We start from the raw sequence: 22,379 nt of genomic DNA, 5'->3' as shown, positions 1-22,379 counted from the left end.
CGATCGAGGGTGCCCGATTGAAAGTTAACTCTATCATTGACAAGATTCTGATGATACTGAGATTCCTTGGCGGTTGTATTCGATACCGAAGATTGAATGTTGGAATTGAGTCGAGCAGGCGTATTTTGCCATGGCAGTTGAGGGTATGTTGAAATTACTGGCTCAGTTCTGCTGAGATGGCGATGGAAATCATCACGGTAAGCGGCTCTCCTGTCGATCGCCTATTTCCTGCAGTGAACTGCAGGTCTTTGGAGCATGGGTTTCTCGGTTACCTTAGGGTCTCGATCCAGTAACCAAACTGGCACTTTTCGAGCCGTGGCTGAGTATAGTTGGTGTGGGCAGTATTGGGTAATGTTGCTCGACCCCGACGATCGGCCCGTGTTTGCCATCCCAATGTTGAGACTGAAGCGTTGTTTTCATGCAATAGCGAGGACCTGCACGCGTGTTATATCTAGCCGCTGTTGATAAAGGAACGTTCCGGTCGGCGACGCTCCAGCCTCTGGCGAAACAAGTCTCAGATCAGGCTTGGGTTGCGGTTAATGAAGAGGCGATCGCTGCGGAAGATGCATCGAAATTTAATGCGGGCGTGTTGGTTTTGGTGGAGATGGGCGCGGGCCGCCAAGTGCAACAGGTGCGGGAAGCGGCTAAGCAGTTGGTGGGTATTTTGCAAGGGCTCTCTCGCCAGTTGGAGCAAAGCAAGGCTCATCAGGAGGAAATCGAACAGTGGAAGCAGTCGCTCACATTTCAAAGCCAGGAGTTAAATCGGCGCGAAATCGAGCTAGAGGGACGAGAAGAAGAACTCCAAAAATTGCAGGAAGACTATCAGACCTATCAGATGGACTTGGAGGGGTTAGAAGCCCAACGCACAGAACTGCAAGCACTGGAGAGCAATCTTGCCGAGCAACAGCAAGCTATGGGAGAGCAACGGCGGCAAATTAACCAGCAACAGGAGGACCTGGAGGCCCGACTGGCAGAACTCGAACAATCTCAGCAGAATGTGGCTGAGTTAGAGGCTCGCTTGGCCGAAGCGCAACAGATGGCAAGTCAGTCTCGTTTGGATGCGGCAGAGGCAGAGAAATTACATCAACTGAGCCAGCATCTCCTGCAATCGTTGCAGGGCGATACGGCTGCAGCCATTGCTGGCCCCCTACAACAGTTTTGCGAGCAGATGGGGGAGCAGTTGCAGCAACTGGATGCTGCGATCGCCCATTTGGACGAAGAGCAAGCGCGCGCGCGGGAGCAACAGGCCACGCTCGATCGCGATTTGGAGGCATGGCGCGCGCAACGATCGCAGTGGTTGGAGTCGAAAGCCAACCTCGAATGCACTAAGACTCAAGTGGAGGTCTCGGCCGAGCGAGTGGAGGCCGAGCGAGAGCGTCTCGATAAAATTGTGCAGCAATTGCAAATGCAGAACGAGATTCTGCAACAAACTCGCAACCTACTCTCTAACGATTTCATTGTGGCAGGAGGAGTTGTAGAGGCACAGGTAGAGCCTCAAATCTCGCCCGAAGAGTTAGCGGCACAGGTCGATCGCTTGCAGCGCGAGCACGAGCAACATTCCGAGTTGGTCAAACAGCAAGAATCGGAATTAGAGGAAAATCGGCGATCGCTGGAGGCATTGCAACGCAAACTCGAAGGGGCCAGCCCAGACGAACGCTTCGATATTGAAATGGATATTGACTATGCCAAATCTGCCTGCAGTACGTTAGCAGTCAGTTTGGAACCACAGCAGCGCACATTGCAACGAATGCAGCAGCAACTGCACGAACAGGAGGCGCTTTTAAATCGGCTGCGGGGAGGAACGGACAGCGGCCCCGCGCTACAGCAGGTCGATATTAGCCCCATCTTGGCGCAGTTGGACTCCCACAGACAGCTCGTGCAAACGGAGCGCGATCGCTTGGAAGCAGGCATGCAACAGCGGCAGGAAGAACTGCAACAAAAACAAGAGGAGCTGAGTCAACTGCAGCACGGCTCGGCTGAAATGCAGCAGCAGTTGGAGGAGCAGGAAGGCAGTTTGTGGAATCGCTGCCGCGAAGTCAGCGATCTACTCGGACAGTTGCAGGGGCGATCGCAGCAACTGGAGTCTGCCCGCGAAACTATGCAGCAACAACAAGCCCAATTAGAGCAGTTGAGCAGCGGTTTGGAGGCTTACAACCACACCAAGTCGGAGTCGAAACATCAGGCGGAAGCACTTCAAGCTGCAGTGGCCGATCTATTGGCAGAGGTTCCCGTTCCTGCTGCCTGATGGCAGATTGTCCTCACTCCACAAACGGGACTCGCCAGACCCTTGCCTGCTGGAACAGCTCGAATAATCCCGACCAATCTTCGGCCTCGACCAACTGAATCAGGCCATCTAGGCGATCGCGATAGGTGTAGAGCGATCGCAATAGAGCCTCCCGATTGAACTGTGCCATCGCCGTCCCCAACTCCGGGTTCCCTCCCCCCACTCGACTGGTATCTCGAAAGCCACTACTGGCTAGCTGTTGGGCCAACTGCAATTCCTCGGGTGGCGGCGTCCCGCAGGCAGTGACCAAAGCCGCACTGACCATCGCCGGTAAGTGACTAATCCAAGCCACTGCCGCATCGTGAATCTCGGGGGCCGCCGTTACAACGGTCAAATTCAGGGGTTGCATCAAACTTTCGAGCGTGGAGATCGCCTCTGGCTGCGTCTGCTTCACTGGTGTAATGACGTAGGTGCATCCCGCAAATAAATCGAATTGAGCCGCATCGATACCCTGCTGTGTCGTCCCTGCCATCGGATGCCCGCCGACAAAATTGGGCCACAACTCAGTGGCGGCAGTCACGATTGCCCCTTTTACAGAAGCAACATCCGTGGCGATTGCCTCGGGGCGCAAAATTCCCGCTAGCGTTTTTAGCGTCGGCAGGACGTAGGGAATGGGCGTACAAATAAACGCGATATCCACTGGCGCAAGGCTGGCCAGATCTGGACTGGCCCGATGGACGACATGGCGATCGACCGCGATCTGACAGGTTGCGGCACTGCGGCTGCTCCCCCACAGCTCGTGCCCCTGCTTGCCAAACTCCAGAGCGAGGGAACCGCCAATTAACCCCAAGCCCACAATACCAATTTTCACGAGCCCTCTCTCTTGCTTGCATTGCCTGGTTTATCCACTCAATCCCCGATTATCTCTAGAGCTGGCGAGGCAACATCTGTTCTGTTCCCAAAAATCGTAGTCCGAAACAGACAGCTCCCTCGGGATTCCCAGAATGTTTCTCCTTACAATGGGGGTAGACGTGCGGCAGCGATTCTAGCCGCTGGAAGATTGTGTTGTGGCGCAGAGCCGCCGACTCATTGCACCGCCGCGCTGCACCGTCACAACAGGCTCGGGTTGCCGAGAAAGGGCGCTCCCGAGTGTGCGTTAATGGCCCCCTGCATCGGCTACTGGCCGAAAGGAGTTGTCTCTATGACCTCCGACCGCAACCGCGATCGCACCACTCAATCTCCCGAATTCGGTGGGTTTGGCAGCAATCTGATTACCCTCTTTTTAATCCTGTTATTGATCGGCTCGCTCGTTCCGCGACCCAGCGTTCGCAATCAAATCTCCTACAGTCAATTTCTCGATCGCGTCGAAGCCGGCCTCGTCGAACGGGCCGAAGTTGGCTCCGATTCGATCGCATTCACCCTCAAACCGCAAGGGGAGGAGGAAGCCGGACAAACCTTCATTACCGTCCCCGTGGCCAGCGATACCGATTTAACCGATCTGTTGAGGCAACACAACGTCGAGTTCTCAGGCATTCCTCCCCAGCGAGGCGGCGGTTTTGGAGCGCTGTTGCAATGGTTGCTCCCCGCTCTATTTTTTATCGGCCTGTGGCTTTGGATCTTCAGTCGCGCTCAGCAAGCAGGCGGCGGGGCGGCCCCGCTTGCCTTTGGCAAAAGCAGAGCTCGGATTTATTCAGAAGGGTCTACAGGGGTGACCTTCAACGATGTGGCGGGGGTTGACGAAGCCAAAGAAGAATTGCAAGAGCTCGTGTCTTTTCTCAAAGATGCCGAAAAGTACACTCGCTTGGGGGCCAAAATTCCTAAGGGCGTCCTGCTGGTCGGCCCTCCCGGCACTGGCAAAACATTGCTGGCTCGGGCGATCGCCGGAGAAGCGGGAGTCCCGTTTTTCAGTATTTCCGGTGCGGAGTTTATCGAACTGTTTGTGGGAGTTGGGGCTTCGCGCGTACGGGACTTATTCGAACAGGCCAAGCGACAAGCCCCCTGCATTGTGTTTATTGACGAGCTCGATGCTCTGGGCAAATCTCGCGCGAATGTGGGCTCCCCTATGGGCGGTCACGACGAGCGCGAGCAAACGTTGAACCAATTGCTTGCAGAACTGGATGGCTTCGACCCCAATAGCGGCGTCATTCTGCTAGCTGCCACCAACCGTCCCGAAGTACTCGACCCGGCTCTACTGCGTCCCGGTCGCTTCAACCGGCAAGTGTTGGTCGATCGCCCCGAGCGAACGGGACGTTTAGCCATTTTGGAGGTCCACGCTCGAGGGGTGAAACTCGCCCCCGATATTGACTTGTCTAAGATTGCCGCCCGCACGCCGGGATTTGCCGGAGCGGATTTGGCCAATTTGATTAACGAAGCCGCCTTGCTCGCCGCGCGCAAAGATCGTGCCGTGGTTGAAATGGCCGATTTTGGCGAAGCGCTCGAACGAATTCTGGCGGGGTTAGAGAAAAAATCTCGCATTCTCAACGAGCAGGAGCAGAAAACTGTTGCCTATCACGAAGTCGGTCACGCGATCGTGGGAACCCTGATGCCGGGATTGGGCACTGTCGAGAAGATCTCGGTGGTACCGAGGGGTGCTGCAGCTCTAGGCTATACCCTGCAGTTGCCAGAAGAAGATCGGTTTTTGGTGGGGGAAGATGAAATTCGCGGTCGTCTGGCGATGCTGATGGGAGGTCGAGCGGCTGAAGAGTTAGCCTTCCACAAGGTATCCACTGGGGCCAGCGACGACATTCAGAAAGCCACGGATTTGGCCGAACGCTATGTCACCCTCTACGGCATGAGTCAGAAACTCGGTCCTGTTGCCTTTGAAAAGTCCCAGCAGAGTTTTCTGGAGGGATATGTCAATCCTCGCCGTTCTGTCAGCCCCAAAGTGGCTGAAGACATCGACCTAGAAGTCAAACAGCTCCTCGACTCAGCCCACCAAGTGGCACTATCAGTTCTGGCTCTCAATCGTTCTCTTCTGGACAATACTGCTCAGTTGTTACTCCAGCGCGAAGTGTTAGAAGGAACCGATCTCAAACAGGAGCTCGGGCGTACGCGCGCTCCTGCCGATTTAGAACCATGGCTCCAAACTGGCCAGCTCTCGATCGAGCCTAATTTGTCGCGATCGCTAGCGATCCCAAACTCTACTCGTCCCAGAGTCGAGTCGCGCTAAAAACTGGAGCAATCACTCAACAGCAGCAGACCCAGGTTGCAAGAGAATGAGTGCTAAAAATCATCTACATCCCTAAGAGAACTGATTAACAATCCTAAGCCACCAAAAAACAAAACTAAAATTGTCAAAAGTTCAAAGGCAGACATGGGCTGAATTTGGAAATTTATACTAGAAATTACACCTAGAGTCAATGCAATCAGCGAGCCCAGGCTCAACATCCAGCCGAAAAAGTTTTTGCCATCATAGAAAATCATACCAATTCCAAACAAGAAGGGAATCAGTACCATACCACTAGTGAGATTGAACGATCCCAATCGATAAAGTCTGTAGCCAAAAGAAAAGTTGTTGACGACACTAATCGAATTAAAAAATAGATAACCGCCCCCGATTGTCATGATTAATCCCATTAGGAATCTGCCGACTCCTCCTTTAGTACCCCCTGCACCCCGTCTGGCCATGACTCGCCTCTCGATGTGATACTTTAACATTTGTCCGCGCGCTCGAAGAGCCTTTTTCTTTAAACCAAACCACCCCTTCCTCCACCAAATCTAATTCTAGAATGTAATCACCTACATCCATTGGTGCCGTCACTGATAGCGTTAGGGCAACCTCTGCGTTAGCGGGCAATTCTTCTAGTAGGGTAACTCTACCATCAGACCAACAAACCACATTTCCTTTCCGATCTAGCCAGTGATTGCCCAGAGTAATCCCACTCTCTGTTGAAGGAAGCCAAAGGAAGGGGCTGATATTTTTCACAGTAACTGAAATGTCTATTAGCTCGCCCGCTAGAGCTGTCAGTGATGGTGGTGAAGTGAGTTGGGCTCGATATGCCGCATCCGGCAGCAAATCATAAGTAATCCGATCGGGTAAGAGTTTCGAGGAGGTTAAGGTGGTTGGTACCTCCTGAATATGAGTGAGTAAATGTTTAGCTAAGATCTGAACATTCGGTTCATCAAAAAACTTACCATGCTGACAAGGAATCAAATCCACGGAAAAACCGCTGGGATAGAACTTGCGCCAGCCCCACTCGGGCCAACGATACGAGCGGTAGGGGCTCAAGTGGCTATCGCGCCCGAACAACAGAGCAAGACGACCGGGATATTGCTTTGGTTTAGGCACTTCCAACAGCGCTAACAGTGCGATCGCTTGGCCTCGTTGCCAAAGTTGTTGGGCAATTTCAAAAGCAATCCGCCCCCCCTGACAGTTTCCACCGATTAGGTAGGGCCCTTTGGGTTGCACCGCGAGAATTTCTCGGACATAGTGAGTGGCTAATGCAGCAATGTTCGAGTCAGTGTATTGCATGGCATGATGGCCAGAACGCATACCATACACCGGTCGGTCGGTACCGAGATATCGAGCCAATTGCTTCAGTTCTCGAAACCCTTGCAAGCACCAATATAGGGGTTGAGATATCCCGTCGGTATTCATGCCCACGCTGAGGGCATTGGCAGCAATTCTTTTGCCTCCCCAGCCAGCCGTGAAGGCGAGAAGCTTGTGATAGATTGCCGAGTCTAGCGATCGAGGCGCGACTGCAGCCTTTGCTGGATTGCGATCGCCAGCCTTTAACGGAATCAGCCTTCCCTGGCTCGCTTCATTGCCTGTAACTTCCTTGCCAGGTTCTAACAGTGGGGCCAGTTCGGCAATGGTACTGAGTTGAAACAGAGCAGCAACGGGGAGTTCTTGCTTGAATACTTGCTCGATTTCGGCTACTAAGCGAACTGAGAGTAAAGAATGGCCGCCGAGATCGAAAAAGTTATCGTGAATACTGATTTCATGCTCTAGCCAAAGTACTTTTGCCCAGATTTCAGCCAGTTTTTGCTCGACAGGAGTCCGAGGGGCAATGTAAGTGCTTTCTGGGTTCTGTCGGCATCGATCTGGGACGGGTAAGGCGCGGCGGTCGATTTTTCCATTAGGGGTGAGGGGAAATGCTTCCAAAACCAAAAAGATATTAGGCACCATGTAGCTTGGTAACTTCTGCTTCATGAAATTGCGCAGAGTGTCTAAAGTCAGCGCCTGCTTCTGAGTGGGAACTACGTAAGCGACTAAACGTTTATCCCCCGGAATGTCTTCTCGGGCTAAAACCAGGCCGTCTACAACATTGGGAAGTTGAAGTAGGACTGCTTCAACTTCTCCCAACTCAATGCGGAAGCCTCGAATTTTAACCTGGTTGTCAATGCGACCGAGGAATTCGATGTTGCCGTCGGGGAGATAGCGGGCCAGATCGCCTGTTTTATACAATCGAGAGACCGATTCTCGATCGAATAGGTTGGGAATGAATCTCTCAGTTGTTAACTCGGGCTGGTTGAGATAGCCGCGAGCCAATCCATCTCCTCCTGCATACAGCTCCCCCGGAACGCCGATGGCAACAGGTTGTAAGTAGCTATCTAAAATGTAGACTGTGGTGTTAGCAATTGGACGACCGATGGGGGCGGATCTCTCAAGCTCCTCGCAATGGGTGACTGGATAACAACAAGTGAATGTTGTATTTTCTGTGGGGCCGTATCCATTGACAACTTGGCAGTGGGGATGGGCGCTCGTGAATTTTTGAATATGAGATACTGATAATACATCTCCCCCAGCCAGTAATTGACGGACAGATGTTAAGTCTGACAATTGTTGCTCGACCATCAGATGGAACAATCCCGCAGTCAGCCATAAAATACTGATGTTGTGTTTTCGGATTGTATTGCCCAATTCTGACAGGGTTGGTGGTTGAGGCGGCATTACGACCAACTGAGCACCATTGAGCAGGCATCCCCAAATCTCGAAGCTGGATGCATCGAAAGAAAGCGGAGCTAGCTGCAAACAAATATCGCTCGGTTGAATGCTCGCGTATTGAGTATTGCGCGCTAGTCGAGTAATTCCCCGGTGGACAACTTCCACCCCTTTCGGAGCACCGGTTGAGCCAGAGGTGTACGGGATGTATGCCAAATTTTCAGCGACTATTTCAGTTACAGGATTCTCTAGATTGTCTTGGGCTAGGACTTCTGCCTCTGGATTCATATCTATTTGCTGAAGCCATATTGTCTGAATCGGCAGATTGGAAGGTAGAGATTCTTGCAAACTTTTCTGAATCACTACAAAGGTGATTTGGGCATCCTCAAGCATGAAGCGCAGTCTCGCGCGCGGATAGTTGGGGTCCAGGGGAACGTAAGCCCCACCAGCTTTGAGAATGCCCAACAATCCCACTACCATCTCTAGTGACCGTTCTACACAGATCCCGACCGAGACTTCGGGACCAACCCCTAAAGATTGCAGGTGTCGAGCGAGTTTATTGGCTCGTTGATTCAACTGTCGATAAGTGAGTTGTTGCTCTCCAAACACGATCGCCACTGCATTGGGAATACGCTCCACCTGCTCTTCAAACAGTTGGTGAACGCACTTATCTTGCGGATAGTCAGTTTGAGTGTCATTCCACTCCACGAGGAGCTGATGGCGCTCGGCTTCTGTTAATAGCGGCAGCATTGCAATCGATTGCTCTGGATTGGCCGCAATCTCTTCCAGCAGGCCCTGGAAATGACTCGCCATTCTCGCAATGGTCGCCTCATCAAACAAATCCTGGCTATATTCCATAAATCCGCTCAGCCTCCCCGATTCTTCCTTCAACAACAGCGAGAGATCGAAGCGTGCTGTTGCTGTGTCTACTGCCAAACTGTAGCTACTGAGTGGAACAGCAGATTGTAACTGGCTAGTAGGGGCAAAGGCGGGGCCTAGTTTCAAACCGGGCAATTGCAAAACCCGCTCGGGGGTGTTTTGTAAACCGAACATGACTTGAACGAGAGGCGATCGCCCCATCTCCCTCTCGACACCTAGATCCGCTACAACCTGAGCAAATGGCACCTGTTGGTGGGTATATGCCTCTAAGGCAGTCTGATGAACCTGTTTCAAGAGCGAGAGGAAGCTCGGATTGCCAGACAGATCCGAGCGGAGTGCCAGAGTGTTGACAAAAAAGCCGATCGAGGGTTCCGTCTCCAACTGAGTTCGCCCTGAAATTGGGGTGCCAACAATTAAATCGGTTTGGTGGGTGTATCGATACAGCAACACCTTAAAGGCAGCCAACAGGGTTGCAAACAATGTCACTCCCTCTCTCTGGCTGAGAGCTTTCAGATCTCGAACTAGGTCGAGGGGCAACGTCAGTGAATATTTCGCGCCGCGATAGGTTAACAGCGGCGGTCGAGGGCGATCGCTGGGTAACTCGACAACGGGTAAGGGAGCAATTAGCTTTTGCTGCCAATAGCTGCGCCGATCTTGTAGGAGAGGACTGCTGAGTTGTTGATGCTGCCAGAGGGCGAAATCGGGGTATTGAATGGGTAAAGAAGGTAGGGGAGAGTCTTCGCCCTGCAAGTAGGCACTGTATAGCTCGCTCAGCTCAGCGGCCAGGATTCCCAGAGACCAGCCATCTCCGGCAATATGATGCATTGCGACACTGAGTACGTGAGTGCGATCGGCCAGACAAAACAGGTTGATCCGAATTGGCAAATCCTGGGTTAAATCAAAGGGGGTTTGCGCTTCTGCCTGCAAGCAATATTTCAAGTGCGATGCCCGATCCTGAATGGGGATATCGCGCAAATCCACCACTGGTAAGTCGATTTGCGGGTGGGGAGCGACCACCTGGAGAGGAACATCAGCTTGCATCTGAAAGAGGGTACGCAGTGCTTCGTGGCGTTCGACGATCGCCTGAATCGACTGCTTCAAAACCTCGCAATCCAGAGGACCTTCCATTTGAACTGCGCGATAGATGTTGTAGGCGGCGCGGATCTCCTGAAACTGTTCTAGAAACCACAACCGTTCCTGGCCGGGAGATAGAGGCCAGCCAATTTTTCCGGCTTTGCGGGGAGAGAGGGGAATACCCTGCTCTGGAGAGCGTCGGGGAATCTGCGACGGCAGACCCCGTGCCGCCTGTTGCTCTTGTAGTCGCTCCTTGAGGCGTTCCCATTGTGCGGTAGAGAACTGAGCCAGTTTGGCAGCTAGAGATTGAGGTACATCAGACATGGGCGACGCTTACAACAGTGGATAGGGGGCAGCGGGATCGACTTTGACGTTGATGCAAGCTGCGGTATTTGCAGCGATCGCCCGTTGGAGAGCGGGCTGTATGTCTTGTGGTGACGTAATAAACTCTCCGTATCCGCCCAATACAGAGACGATTTGCTCGTAGCGAAGATCGGGCTGAAACATTGCGATCCGTCTCGCCTCGCCGTCTAAATGGGAGGAGGATCTCAACGAGCCACTGTTGCCATTGTTGTTCGCGATCGCCACAATCAGGGGAATTTGGTAGCGAACGGCAGTCTCTAGCTCCATCAGACTCATGCCAATTCCGGTATCGCCACAAATCGCCACTACTAGGCGATCGGGCTGAGCCAGTTTGGCACCGATCGCAAAAGGAATTCCTGTACCAATGCATCCGTTCGAGCCGGGGGTCAAGCGAGAGACTGGGAGATAGGTTTTCAAAACCTGCTGGGTTGCAGCAAGGATGACACTACCATCTACGATGCAGATCGCATTTCTGGGTAAACAGGCTTGAATTTCGTGGACCAGACGCTGGGGCGACATGGGAATCGCATCGGATGTCAGGAGCGGTTCGATTTCCCGCTCTTTCTGTGCTTTTTGGCGATCGAGCTCTCTCAGCCAAGTGTGGAAGGTTGGCAAACAATGGTGTTTTGGGGGAGATTGCTCCAAGTATGCCAATAACTGAGCCAGAACCACTTCCACATCCCCAACAATGCCCACATCGGGTTTTACATTGGCTTCCAGTTCTGCTGCTTCAATGTCAATCTGGATGAGCTCGGTTTCCGCACGCAGTTCTGCCCCAAACCGAAAGGTCCAATTCAACCGTGCGCCCAAGACTAACACCACATCCGCTGTCGCCAGCAATGCCGCCCGCACCGAGGTGTAACAGATTGGATGGTCGTCGGGTAAAAAACCTCGACCCATTGGGGAGGTGACAAAGGGAATCCGATAGCGATTCACCAAGCAATCTAAAGCAGCGTAGGGTGTCGACCAACGCACGCCCTTGCCGACAATCAAGGCTGGGCGGCTTGCCTGACTCAACAGGTGGGCTGCGCGCTGAATGGCTTGAGGATGGTCTTTTAGGCTTTCGCGAGTCGAGATTGGCAGGCCAAATGGTTCGTCTTGTCCTGTGACGGCAGTGGGGGTTAGAGCTGAAGAGATTGCAGTTGATTGGGTGTCAGTAAAAACCTCTTCGGCAATATCGAGATAAACCGGACCGGGTCGAGCGGCGATCGCCACCCCCACAGCATGGCGCAGAGCATTCGGAATTTCAGCGATTGTTGCAACTAACCCCGCATATTTAGTGATGGATTGGAAGAGAGCGACTGCATCCAGCTCCTGAAATTGTCCCTTACCTTGCATCTGCAGGGAGCGCCGCCCCCCCAAGACTAACAACGGCCAGGCATTGTCCCAGGCCACCAAAATGCCAGTGGCTGCATTGGTTACAGCGGGGCCTGCAGATAAGATCGCCGCCGCTACGAGCTGGCCCGCGACATAGTTTTGAGCTAGAGCCATCAATACTCCATTGTTCTGATGGCGTACCCCCACGACACAGATACCAACCTCGGCACAGGCAGTCAAGGTGCGATCGATGGGTGTCCCCGCGATGCTGTAGATATGGCCGATCCCCAGCTCCTTCAAACTGCGAGCAATGAGGGTGCTGCCATCTACCGAAGTATCCGATAGCCTTGCACCGAGCAGCGATCGCTGTGCGGCAGAGAGCGTCGAGATTGTTTGAGCGAGGTCTTGGCGATCGGGCATTATGCGGCTCTTTTCACAATTCATTCATGAGTTGCGTAATGGTTTCTGGAGGAAGTTTTGCCAGTTCTAATAGCACTTCAGCGACCGCTGCCATATCCTCGGAACTAGGGGTTAAAGCTGCAAGTTCCTCAGCCAGCTCAGCCACTGTCAGATGGCGAAACAGGATGGTATGGGGTAGCTCAATCCCAAACAATGCTCTCAAACGGTTGACGACCTGGGTACCCCGTAACGAGTCTCCCCCAATTGCGAAAAAGTTATCGTGAATGCTGAGCGTTTCTAGATCCAAGACCTCCTGAATTGTCGCGGCGATGATTTTTTCCAGCGGATTGCGGGGGGCAACAGATTGTGCGACCAGAACGTCCGCCAGCTTATCTGCCAAACCAAGGCGCTGTAATTTGCCCGTAGCTCCCTTGGGGATATCATCCACGATCGCCACTTGGCTGGGAACTTTGAAGTCGGCCAACTGTTGGAATAAATAGGCTCGAATCGCGGCTGACGTAGCAGAGCTCTTCGGCTGGAGTACCACTGCCGCTGCAATATCTTCTCCTAACTGCGGATGGGGCATTGCGAAGGCAACTGCCTGTGCCACATCGGGATGGCTCAGCAAGACCTCATCAATGTCTCGCGGGGCAATCTTCTCCCCCCCTCGATTAATCATTTCTTTAATGCGTCCTTGCAAAAAAAGGTAGCGATCGCGATCGAAGTACCCCAGGTCTCCAGTGCGAAACCAACCCTCAGTAAAGGCGCTGTGATTGGCGTCGGGATTGTTGTAATAGCCAGAGGTCACATTCGCTCCCCGGATGACGATTTCTCCCACTTCTCCAACAGGGAGTAATTGGCCAGCCTCATCCGCGATCGCCACTTCCGGTCCTGCCGCAACCCCTACCGAACCAGGCTTGCGGGCTTGAGGCGGGAGGGGATTGCTCGTCATCTGATGGGAGGCTTCGGTCATGCCGTAGGATTCGATCGCCGGGGCATTCAATACGGCTTCCAATGCGGCCATGACTTGGGGGGGCAATGGAGCGGAGGAAGCGCGAATGAAGCGAAGGGGGCATTGGGCAATGATGTCGCGACAATCTACAGCTCGTGCCAGAATGGCTTGGTGCATAGTGGGGACTGCCGAGTACCAGGTGGGGCGAAATTCTGCTAGCCAGTCAAAGAATTGGATGGCGTCGAACCCGGGAGTGCAAACCAGGCTGGCTCCTGCATTGAGGGAGGACAACAAAGACCCTACTAGTCCGTGGATGTGAAACAGGGGCATTACGTTCAGGCAACGATCGCCAGCTCCTAACCTCAACGTTGCGGCAATATTGTTGGCTGAGCTGCAGAGATTGTGGCCGGTCAGTGGCACCATTTTGGGACGGGAGGTCGTTCCTGAAGTATGCAGGACTAATGCCACATCTTCCGGTTGGGCGATCCCGCCCCGGTCGGGATGTTGAGGTTCTCCACCTAGGAGCTGAAAGATACCGGCGGCGGCTTGTTTGACGGGGGAAAGTTCTAGGAGAGGAATACCTTTTTTGCGGGCGACCTCCACAGCAGGGACGGCAATACCCGACCGAACAATCAGGGCTTTGGCATCGAGATCGGATAGATAAAAGTCATACTCCGATTGGCGATAGGCGGGGTTGAGGGGGGCGCAAGTCGCGCTACTGGCGATCGCCAAAAAAGCCACAGCCATTTCCGGGCCATTGGGCAAGACGATCGCCACCCGGTCGTTACGTCCCACCCCAATGGCGTTTAGCTTGTCAGCGATACAGTGAATCTGCTCTAACAATTCTCGATAGGACAGCGGGGTATGCCCGGGTGCCGCAATGGCGATCGCCTCTGGATTGCTCCGTGCTTGAAATGCCACCAAATCGTAGATGCATCGCTTTTCATCGCCTGCTAACTTGCCTGGTCCGGCCATCACAGTTCCTGTTAGGGATCGATAAATAGTGATTGTAAGCGATAGGGAGAAGATAGCTCGTAGAACTTCCCACAATCCGAGCCCCTCCTCAAGCAGTCTCTTCAATTTTCGACAACTGAGCGGCTTCCCAACCCAGGAGGGCGGCTTTGCGATCGACGCCCCAACGATAGCCACTGAGTGCCCCCGAGGCTCGGATGACGCGATGGCAGGGAATTAGGTAGGCGATCGGGTTATGGCCGACGGCATTGCCAATGGCTCTTGTGGCCGTGGGACGATCGATCGCATTTGCGATCGTTTGATAGGTCGCGAGGCTGCCAAATGGAATTTTGAGCAGGGCTCGCCAAACCTGCAGTTGAAAATTCGTTCCTTTGACTAAAAGGGTTAGAGGTTTTTGCTGGCCGAGCTGGCCGAGATCGAAAATACTATCGGCGATCGCCTGTGTGGATTGGCGATCGTAAACAATCTCGGCCTGACTCCACTCTCGCTGCAGTAATTGCTCGGCCTCTGTCGGAGCGCGATCGCCTAAAAAGCTGAGCTTGCAGATGCCGCGATCGGTAGTGGCGATCGCCGCCTGTCCGAACGGAGTCGGGTGGATGCCATATCGAATCTGTAAGTCTTTTCCTGCAGCTTTGAACTCCCCCGGCGACATTGCCTCAATTGTGACAAACAGTTCGTGCAGTCGTCCCGAACCAGAGAGACCGGCATCGATCGCTAGATCGAAGAGATTCTGGGTTTCGGCAAGTTTCGATTTGGCGTACTCGATGGTGAGATATTGTAAAAACTTCTTGGGGCTGATACCGACCCAGCGGGTAAATACCTTTTGGAAGTGGTGCTGGCTGAGATGGACTTGTCGGGCTACAGTCGCTAGGTCGGGCTGGCTGAGATGGTTTTCTCGCACGAACGCAATCGCGCGGGCGATGCGCTCGTAGTCACTATCATTTTGCAGGTTGGGATTGGCGATCGGACTCATACTAGCAGTACGGTAATGCGCCTACGATCCGATCCTAGTGATGGCGCAGGCTCAAAGCCACCCGTTTCTTGCCGTCTTTTCAAAGATACTGGCTTCGAGTCGATGTAAAAAAGGCATCTATGTAAAAAAGACACCTACAACTGCAGGTGCCTTTTGCAGAGGTTTTCAGTCCATTGCAAGGACTTAAGCGATCTGAAACTTAAGCAATCTGAAACTTAACCGATCTGAATATTCGAAAAGGTGACTCGCGTATAAGACGGCTTCCCTTTCGATTGTCCCTTCACAATTTGCTGCGCCATCAAGTGATAGCCACCATACTCTGCGTAACTATCCTCAAACTTGAGCTGGTTGAGGACTTCACCAGACTCGGGATCGGTAAAAACAGCCGTGTATGCCGTAGACACATACCCCGTTTCGGTTTCCAGCTTATCCAGGTGGTTGATAACAAACGACATCCGTCCCATCGTGCGGGAGACTTGCACCACTTGGCGATCGCGAATTTTGTAGTGAGAACCCATTGCATCGCCGCCCACCGAGATTGGCACTGCCCCAGTGGCATCTGCCTCTCCACCCAGAGCAAACTCGTGCTTGCCGTGGGCCGACTCAAAATCGGAGCGCTTGCGATGGGTAATGACATCTTTAATCTGATTGACGATCCACTCGGCTGCTAGAGGATCGCTGACACCGCTAACCTCAATGCCATTCAAATCGCTCAGATCTGCCGGTACCGAAACCGAGCCAGTATAGGTTCCCGCCGCCAGCACCTTATCGCCCGATCGCCCCAGCGGGGTGTCATAGCCAATCTCTAACTCGAAGTCCGCACTGTAACCGGGAAAATTGTTGTCCCAGGTATATCGATTTTCGTAAGCCTGTTTGAATAACTCGCGCGCCTGCTGGCCGCGATCGACAGTGGTAGTCATGGCAATTCGACTCACTTGCTTGCAAGGTCTTGAATCATCCTAAAGGGCGATCGGGGTGCGCGCCAACTCGGTCAAACAATGACTGCGACCCCTATACTGCTGATATTCCCTCGCAATCCCCCCAGTGTCAGCCAAACCCGCACCTCGTATTTTGTGTTTGAGTAACGGCCACGGCGAAGACCATATTGCTAGCCGTGTCGCAGTAGAATTGCGGCAACTGGGCGCGGAAGTCTCAGCACTGCCGGTGGTGGGGGTAGGACAGGCCTATCGCAACTTGGATATCGAGATCGTCGGTCCGGTACAAGCGATGCCGTCCGGCGGTTTTGTCTATATGGATATTCGACAATTTTGGCGGGATCTCAAAGGGGGATTGGGGGGGCTGACTTGGAGGCAGTTGCAAACTCTCAAGCAATGGGGAGGCAAGTTGGATCTGGTCTTAGCAGTGGGGGATATCGTCGTGCAAGCCTTCGCCCGCTGGAGCGGTGCCCGCTATGCCTTTATCGGCACAGCCAAATCCGATTATTATTTGCGCAATGAAGACGGCCCTTACTCCGGTTGGAACCAATTTCGAGAATCGGTGCTGAGGCTGCCCCCCTGTTCGGTTTACCTACCCTGGGAACGGTGGCTGATGCGATCTCCCCACTGTCTGGCCACATTCCCCCGCGATCGCCTCACGGCCGAAATCCTCAAGCAATACAGACTGCCCGTCTTCGATCTGGGCAATCCGATGATGGACGGTCTCAACCCCGCCCCGCCCCTGGCTGACATCCCCTCCGATCGCCCCGCAATTCTACTGCTACCCGGCTCTCGCCCCCCCGAAGCCTATCGCAACTTTGCCTTAATGGCCGAAGTGGCTGGCTGTCTGGGTCAGCTCCAGCCGCCCCCTACCCAGCCGCCCGCCTTCTATGCCGCGATCGCGACCAGTCTCGACGAGCGAGAGCTGCAGCAACGATGGCCCCAACACCTGTCCCCCATCACCCTCATGCGCCATCAATTTGGCAGTTGCCTGCACCGCGCCAATGTGGCGATCGCTATGGCAGGTACTGCCAGCGAACAATGTGTCGGTCTCGGCAAACCCGTCGTCACCCTACCCGGCCAAGGCCCCCAATTCACCCCCGCTTTTGCAGAAGCCCAACAGCGACTACTCGGCCCCAGCCTATTCCTGACCCCCAACCCCGAAGCTGCCGCACGCCAGATTGTCACCCTCCTGGGTCGCCCGCCGCGCTTGCAAGAGAACGCCCGCCGCCGCATGGGACCGCCAGGGGCTTCTCAACGCATTGCCCGCCAGCTCTTCAATCTGCTGGAATCGTTATCCTAAGCCGTGGGTAGACTAGCGTTATCTTTACCCATCACCCTACTGCTCGATATCAATTGAGTCGCACAATATCAATCGATTGCACAATCGCCAGTCATTACCGATTGCATAGACTGTCCCTCAGACATCTACGCAATTCAAGACGAACGATGCCGCCAGCGAGCAGGACAGCAGCCACCATATCCGAGGAAGAGGTCTGATGAGCGACCCCACAGCCGCTAACCTACCGCCCACCCTAGCCGACTCGAATGGGTCGCCCCCTCCCCGCGATCTCGCCCAGCCTGCCTCTAAGGCCAGTCCTCTCCCCCCTCCATTGCAAGGTATGCCTTCCTTGTCGTCGTCCTCTAGCGACGGCAACAGTGGCAATACGGCTTTAGACCCCATTAGCAAAACCTTAGCCGAGGACATGCCCCAGCGAGCGCCCCGCAGATCGATGCCCTCCGCCCAACCGGCTCCCCCCCAAATTCCCCTTCCCCCCGGCATCCTCGAAGCTCCGATGGGACCCCCCGTTGCTGCTGCACCCTCCGGCATGCCATCAATGGCCCCTCCCCCCCCGCCTAGCATGGCTCCAACTGCGATTCCGAGATCCCCAGCAGCGGTCCCTGCTGCTCCCCGCCCCGGCGGACCTCCCATGCGACCGGGAATGGCTGCTCAGCCTGCCGCTGCCAAGCTCGCCGCCGGTCACATCACCCTGCGTCAGTTGGTGCAAGAAGCTTTTGATAGCGACTATTCCGATATTCACCTGGGCGTTGGCGAAGTGCCTCGCTTTCGCGGGCGGGGCGACATGGTGCTCAGCAGCCATCCTCCCACCACCATTGAAGTGTTTTATAGCTGGTTGCGAGAGTCTATACCCGAAGCGCAGGTGGAGGAATTCGATCGCCAGTTAGAGCTAGATACCGCCATCCAATATGAAGAGCTGGTGCGCTGCCGGGTGAATGTTTTCGTATCATTGCTGGGGCCTGCGATGGTCTTGCGTCTGATCCCGCTGACGATTTTGACAATGGAGCAGCTCAATTTGCCGGACGTATTGCGGGATATCTCTCAGCAACATAAGGGGTTAGTTCTAGTCACGGGGCCGACGGGTTCGGGTAAGTCCACGACCTTAGCGGCAATGGTCGATTTCATCAATAAGACCCTGCCCAAGCACATCATTTCCATTGAAGACCCGGTTGAATTTGTCCACTCCAGCAAAAAGAGTATGATTCGCCAGCGGGAAGTAGGCATTCATACTTTAGAGTTTGCCAATGCCCTCAAAGCCTCGCTGCGGGAAGATCCCGATATTATTCTGATTGGGGAGATGCGCGATCGCGAAACCGTCGATACTGCGCTCAAGGCGGGTCAGACCGGTCACCTAGTATTCGGTACGCTGCACACCAATAGTGCGGTCAAAACCATCGAACGCCTGCTCAACATTTACAGTCCCGACGAGCAGGAGGCGATGCGCCTGCAAATTGCCGAGACCATGGTGGCAACGATCGCCCAAACATTGGTCAAGACCAACGATGGCAAGCGGGCTGCCGCCCACGAGATTTTGGTCAATACCGATGCGGTGAAGGACTACATCAAGCGAGGGGCGATCGACGAGATCGAAGCTCTGATTCCGCAGTCTACCTTTGACGGTATGCAGACCATGAATCAATCTCTATTTGCCCTCTATGAAGAGGGGCGCATCACCGCTGAAATAGCCGAGGAGGCATCGCCGCGCCCCAACGAAATGAGTCAGATGTTGCGGGGCCGCCTCTAGAGGCGATCGCGATTCTGTGGGTGTCTCCTTCCTCTGAAGAATGGGCTGGGTGCTCTGCACCCGGTCTTTTTTTATACTGACTGCGAACATTAACCTCATTAGGACGCACGAACTCAAACGTTTCAATCGCTCTGGACATTACTACTTCTATCTGCGTTTGGCAGATTAAGCCAGACGATTGGATAAGGTTAGGTTGGGCGACTTGAAAAGCACGCGATCGCCACAAATACGTTTCCATCGATATCTGTAGGTGTTGGAGGCTTCGATCGATATCCGTCGAGCAGGCATTGGTTTCAACCATTGGTATGCGGTGGCTCGCAGTAGCGAGGTAACCGTTCGGCCCCATGCGGTCATCCTTTGGCATCAGTCCATTATGTTATATCGCGATCGCCAGGGCACAATCCGCGCCTTAGAAGATCGCTGTCCCCACCGACAGGTCAAACTCAGCCACGGTTGCGTGGTGGAGGATGCGATCGAATGTGCCTATCACGGCTGGCAATTTAATGGGGATGGCCACTGCGTCAGCGTCCCTTATTTGACCGACCGACAAAAGTTACCCAATTGCGTCATTCGCCGCTATCCAGTCCGGGAGCAAAACGGGTTTATTTGGGTCTTTCCCGGCGAAGGGGAAAAGGCGGAGGCGATCGCCCCTCTGCCTCTGGAAGAATGGGAACATCTCAATTACATTGCAACTGTTTCGGCGATCGACACCCAAGCCCACTTCTCGTTCTTAATCGAGAACTTGATGGACATGTGTCACGGCCACCTCCACGCCGATCTGCAAGCCTGGGCCGACCCCGTCCTCGCCCAGCTCGAAGCCAGTGACACTCGCGTCGATGCCCATTACAACGCCCAAAGCTACTACCGCATCGACAAAATCTATTCCATCAGCCAACTTTTCTTCCCCTCTTTGCGCCGCCTCCACCCCGAACCCTTGGATGTCAGCTACCTTTACCCAAACTGGGTTGCAACCTTGGGCAAAGACTTCAAAATCGTCTGTCTGTTTTGCCCCGTCAGCGCAACCCACACCCGTGCCTATCTGCTCCACTTCACGTCTCTCCATGCTTTCCGGCGTCTGCACAAACTCCCGAGCGGGTTCCGTCGCTGGATTAAGAACCTCTGTTTTGGGGCCGCACAAAAGATGTTGGATGGTTTGGTGGCCCAGGATGTAGCGATGATTGAGGAGGAGCAACGGGCCTATTTAGCGCATCCAAAACGGCACAGCTACGAGCTCAATCCAACCATCGGTCGCGTACAGGCATTAATTCGCCAGCAGGCGGAGAGCGGTTGACGCAAGTGCGACAACTGACTCGAAAGGACGCATCTGATGGAAGTGGATTTGTCAGATTTGTCAATAGATAGCTGGCTATCTCATCGGCCGAGCTTCTTAAAAGATCTACAATATTAATATAGTGAGAGCCTATCCATGAATGTCACATAAAGAGGTGGGTTTCATGCGAACTTTTATAGAGGTTCTGCAGTATGTGATTGCACCGGTCTTTGGCATATTGCTATTGATTACTATTTTTGCCAAATTGAATTACCTTTTCTTCCCCATTAATCCCGCAGTCGTAATTTTGCTTGACTTCATTACGATACTGGCTTTCTTGATGACAGGGTATTCAATATTTGATAAAATTACAGGTCACTCATGATGATATCGTCTTCTATATAACATTTCAGAAAAACTCGCGAAATCCAGGCTTTCCGTCACGAGAGGGGCCTTTTTCCTAAGTCTGGACTTGCGGTACATGCTTAAGGCGCAGGTAACCAAATAAAATAAACTCTTCAGGAAGCGCAATGCAGATGTATTACGCTTCCTTTTAAAAACGTCAGCAAGCTAAGCTACCAATCCTCAGCTCGAGATTTTCTCTCGATATCCGTCAGTCGATTCTCATTCACTTTCTATGCATTTGCGGATGAGTGGCTGACAGTCTCGTCGTTGCGATCGCCTGCCCACGTGACCCAATGATGGCTAGCTAAGTGGGGATGCTCTTTAATCTCGTCTTCTGTCAGATCGCTGCCGTTAATATCGGCTTCAGTCAAATCTACGCCGCCCAAATCTGCACCGCGAAACCGAGCATTTCTGAGATTGGCTTTGCTGAGATTGGCCCCTTCCAGATCTGCGTTTGCGAAGCTGGCCCCTTCCAGATTTGCCCCTTCAAATTTTGCACAGCGCAGATCGCTCTGGCTCAGATCGACCTCTTTCAAATTCGCGCCAGTCAATTCCGCACCAATGAGATTGATATCGACTAGACTCGCCCCTCTCATTGTGGCGCCACTCAAATCGGCATCTGTCAAATTAGCTCGGTGCAAACAAGCATTGCTCAAGTCAGCCCGACTCAGGTCGGCATCGCTCAGATCGGCGCTGCTCAAATCAATATGAGCCAGCTTCGCTCCTTTTAAATCTGCTGCGTGCAGGTTGGCTCCAGTAAAATTTCTTTTGCCTTCGCGATATTGGTTTAAAAATTCGCGCACGTTCATATTCGATCTCCCCAATGATTTGGTTTGAATTCTCCTCAGGATGCCGTCCGAAGGCAGAGATAGCGAACGCAGCGGGAGTTCTGCAATCTACACTTCCGAGTGCCTTCATAAGGCTTGGAGTGAATTGCTAAGACATTCTCCTCAAGCTTTACCGAAAACAAGTATTTACAGAAGGACATCCGACGGCTGTTCGAATGACTCACTGGCCATCCCAAACTTCCCAATCCAATTGATTGGATCGAGCTAACTCGATCTTAACGGTCGCACCTCGAATAGCGCTGCTGTTCTTACAGAACTATGCAATTGCTAGGAGGGTAGGCTTGCCTCGTGCTGTGGGTCACTGAGGAGGAGGAGGTTCAGAGTGGACTCAACTCGAAAACGGTAGCGATGTCAGGAATGACTTTCTCGGCTCTCCCGCAACCGAAACCATTTGATTGCGCCAAGGGGGCTCGATGTCGCGATCTTGCCCAATGACTGTGGGCTGACGGCTCAGTCGAATACTTTCCTGCAAATACCCCCCATCCATCTCCAGCCATCCTCGGAACAGGTCAGTATTGGGCTTGAGTCCGATCGAGATAAATAGAGCTGCGATCGGCAAAAGGCATTGCTCGCCCGTCACCACATTTTCCAAGTGGATACCTTCCACCACTGAGTTGCCCAAGATATCTCGCACCACTGCATTCCAGACAATCGCAGCCTTGTTCTGCAGGCACAGCCGCTCTTGCATGATTTTGCTGGCCCGCAGGCGATCGCGCCGGTGAATCAAATAGACGCGCTCGGCTGTCCGCGTCAGTAGCAGCGCATTCTGAACCGCCGTATCGCCTCCTTCCCCATAGCTGCAGCACAATCCCAGCGAGGGGTACAGGTGAGGGACTGGGT

The 22,379-nt window shown here is 53.6% G+C and carries 14 protein-coding genes; 5 read left to right on the top strand and 9 right to left on the bottom strand.

Annotated features, from left to right (window positions below; translation table 11 throughout):
• Window positions 1–442 precede the first annotated feature (442 nt).
• Complete coding sequence (locus SYN7336_RS26120; RefSeq protein ID WP_017326786.1) at window positions 443–2,245, top strand: hypothetical protein; 1,803 nt, start codon at window positions 443–445, stop codon at window positions 2,243–2,245.
• Window positions 2,246–2,258: 13 nt separating this feature from the next.
• On the opposite strand, the gene SYN7336_RS15060 is transcribed toward SYN7336_RS26120, so the two are convergent.
• Window positions 2,259–3,095 (bottom strand): prephenate/arogenate dehydrogenase, encoded by an 837-nt coding sequence (locus SYN7336_RS15060; protein WP_017326785.1) that lies wholly within the window; start codon window positions 3,093–3,095, stop codon window positions 2,259–2,261.
• A 330-nt stretch (window positions 3,096–3,425) separates the two neighbouring features.
• Here SYN7336_RS15060 and ftsH point away from each other — a divergent pair, with 330 nt between their 5' ends.
• Window positions 3,426–5,393 (top strand): ATP-dependent zinc metalloprotease FtsH, encoded by a 1,968-nt coding sequence (gene ftsH / locus SYN7336_RS15055; protein ID WP_051039924.1) that lies wholly within the window; start codon window positions 3,426–3,428, stop codon window positions 5,391–5,393.
• Between the two features lie 53 nt (window positions 5,394–5,446).
• On the opposite strand, the gene SYN7336_RS15050 is transcribed toward ftsH, so the two are convergent.
• From SYN7336_RS15050 to SYN7336_RS15025, 6 genes are all read right to left on the bottom strand, one after another.
• Window positions 5,447–5,851: a hypothetical protein gene (locus tag SYN7336_RS15050; RefSeq protein ID WP_026101038.1), complete on the bottom strand. Its 405-nt coding sequence runs from the start codon at window positions 5,849–5,851 to the stop codon at window positions 5,447–5,449.
• Window positions 5,823–10,385, bottom strand: coding sequence for a non-ribosomal peptide synthetase (locus tag SYN7336_RS26115; RefSeq protein ID WP_017326782.1), 4,563 nt, complete (start codon window positions 10,383–10,385; stop codon window positions 5,823–5,825). The genes SYN7336_RS15050 and SYN7336_RS26115 overlap by 29 nt, the downstream gene beginning before the upstream one ends.
• A gap of 9 nt (window positions 10,386–10,394) precedes the next feature.
• Window positions 10,395–12,161 carry a thiamine pyrophosphate-binding protein gene (locus SYN7336_RS15040; RefSeq protein WP_017326781.1) on the bottom strand — a complete coding sequence of 589 codons (1,767 nt, stop codon included), beginning with the start codon at window positions 12,159–12,161 and terminating at the stop codon, window positions 10,395–10,397.
• 13 nt (window positions 12,162–12,174) lie between these two features.
• Window positions 12,175–14,067 carry an AMP-binding protein gene (locus SYN7336_RS26110; protein ID WP_017326780.1) on the bottom strand — a complete coding sequence of 631 codons (1,893 nt, stop codon included), beginning with the start codon at window positions 14,065–14,067 and terminating at the stop codon, window positions 12,175–12,177.
• A gap of 88 nt (window positions 14,068–14,155) precedes the next feature.
• Window positions 14,156–15,037 (bottom strand): methylated-DNA--[protein]-cysteine S-methyltransferase, encoded by an 882-nt coding sequence (locus SYN7336_RS15030; protein ID WP_017326779.1) that lies wholly within the window; start codon window positions 15,035–15,037, stop codon window positions 14,156–14,158.
• 215 nt (window positions 15,038–15,252) lie between these two features.
• Window positions 15,253–15,957: a DUF3386 domain-containing protein gene (locus SYN7336_RS15025; protein ID WP_026101037.1), complete on the bottom strand. Its 705-nt coding sequence runs from the start codon at window positions 15,955–15,957 to the stop codon at window positions 15,253–15,255.
• Window positions 15,958–16,081: 124 nt separating this feature from the next.
• Here SYN7336_RS15025 and SYN7336_RS15020 point away from each other — a divergent pair, with 124 nt between their 5' ends.
• The 3 genes from SYN7336_RS15020 (at window position 16,082) to SYN7336_RS15000 (ending at window position 20,307) form a co-directional block, all read left to right on the top strand.
• A complete protein-coding gene (locus SYN7336_RS15020) occupies window positions 16,082–17,275 on the top strand; it encodes a lipid-A-disaccharide synthase-related protein (protein ID WP_017326777.1) in 1,194 nt (397 codons plus the stop codon).
• 559 nt (window positions 17,276–17,834) lie between these two features.
• Window positions 17,835–19,016, top strand: coding sequence for a PilT/PilU family type 4a pilus ATPase (locus SYN7336_RS15010; RefSeq protein ID WP_017326775.1), 1,182 nt, complete (start codon window positions 17,835–17,837; stop codon window positions 19,014–19,016).
• A gap of 250 nt (window positions 19,017–19,266) precedes the next feature.
• The gene (locus SYN7336_RS15000; RefSeq protein WP_017326773.1) at window positions 19,267–20,307 is read left to right on the top strand and encodes an aromatic ring-hydroxylating dioxygenase subunit alpha; all 1,041 of its coding nucleotides are present in this window, start codon (window positions 19,267–19,269) and stop codon (window positions 20,305–20,307) included.
• A 614-nt stretch (window positions 20,308–20,921) separates the two neighbouring features.
• Here the strand turns inward: SYN7336_RS15000 and SYN7336_RS26105 are convergent.
• Window positions 20,922–21,500 (bottom strand): pentapeptide repeat-containing protein, encoded by a 579-nt coding sequence (locus tag SYN7336_RS26105; RefSeq protein ID WP_017326771.1) that lies wholly within the window; start codon window positions 21,498–21,500, stop codon window positions 20,922–20,924.
• Window positions 21,501–21,867: 367 nt separating this feature from the next.
• Entirely contained in the window at window positions 21,868–22,347 is a 480-nt protein-coding gene (locus SYN7336_RS26100; protein WP_202951110.1) for an NAD(P)/FAD-dependent oxidoreductase, read from the bottom strand.
• Window positions 22,348–22,379 lie beyond the last annotated feature (32 nt).

It is taken from the genome of Synechococcus sp. PCC 7336, from assembly GCF_000332275.1.
GTDB lineage: Bacteria > Cyanobacteriota > Cyanobacteriia > Thermostichales > PCC-7336 > PCC-7336.
This window is presented reverse-complemented; position numbering and strand designations above follow the sequence as displayed.

Bases quoted from the DNA above. Each gene is read 5' to 3' on its own strand.
- ftsH (WP_051039924.1), top strand. From the start codon at position 3,426: ATGACCTCCGACCGCAACCGCGATCGCACCACTCAATCTCCCGAATTC.
- SYN7336_RS15050 (WP_026101038.1), bottom strand. From the start codon at position 5,851: ATGGCCAGACGGGGTGCAGGGGGTACTAAAGGAGGAGTCGGCAGATTC.
- SYN7336_RS26115 (WP_017326782.1), bottom strand. From the start codon at position 10,385: ATGTCTGATGTACCTCAATCTCTAGCTGCCAAACTGGCTCAGTTCTCT.
- SYN7336_RS15040 (WP_017326781.1), bottom strand. From the start codon at position 12,161: ATGCCCGATCGCCAAGACCTCGCTCAAACAATCTCGACGCTCTCTGCC.
- SYN7336_RS26110 (WP_017326780.1), bottom strand. From the start codon at position 14,067: ATGGCCGGACCAGGCAAGTTAGCAGGCGATGAAAAGCGATGCATCTAC.
- SYN7336_RS15030 (WP_017326779.1), bottom strand. From the start codon at position 15,037: ATGAGTCCGATCGCCAATCCCAACCTGCAAAATGATAGTGACTACGAG.
- SYN7336_RS15025 (WP_026101037.1), bottom strand. From the start codon at position 15,957: ATGACTACCACTGTCGATCGCGGCCAGCAGGCGCGCGAGTTATTCAAA.
- SYN7336_RS15010 (WP_017326775.1), top strand. From the start codon at position 17,835: ATGGCTCCAACTGCGATTCCGAGATCCCCAGCAGCGGTCCCTGCTGCT.
- SYN7336_RS26105 (WP_017326771.1), bottom strand. From the start codon at position 21,500: ATGAACGTGCGCGAATTTTTAAACCAATATCGCGAAGGCAAAAGAAAT.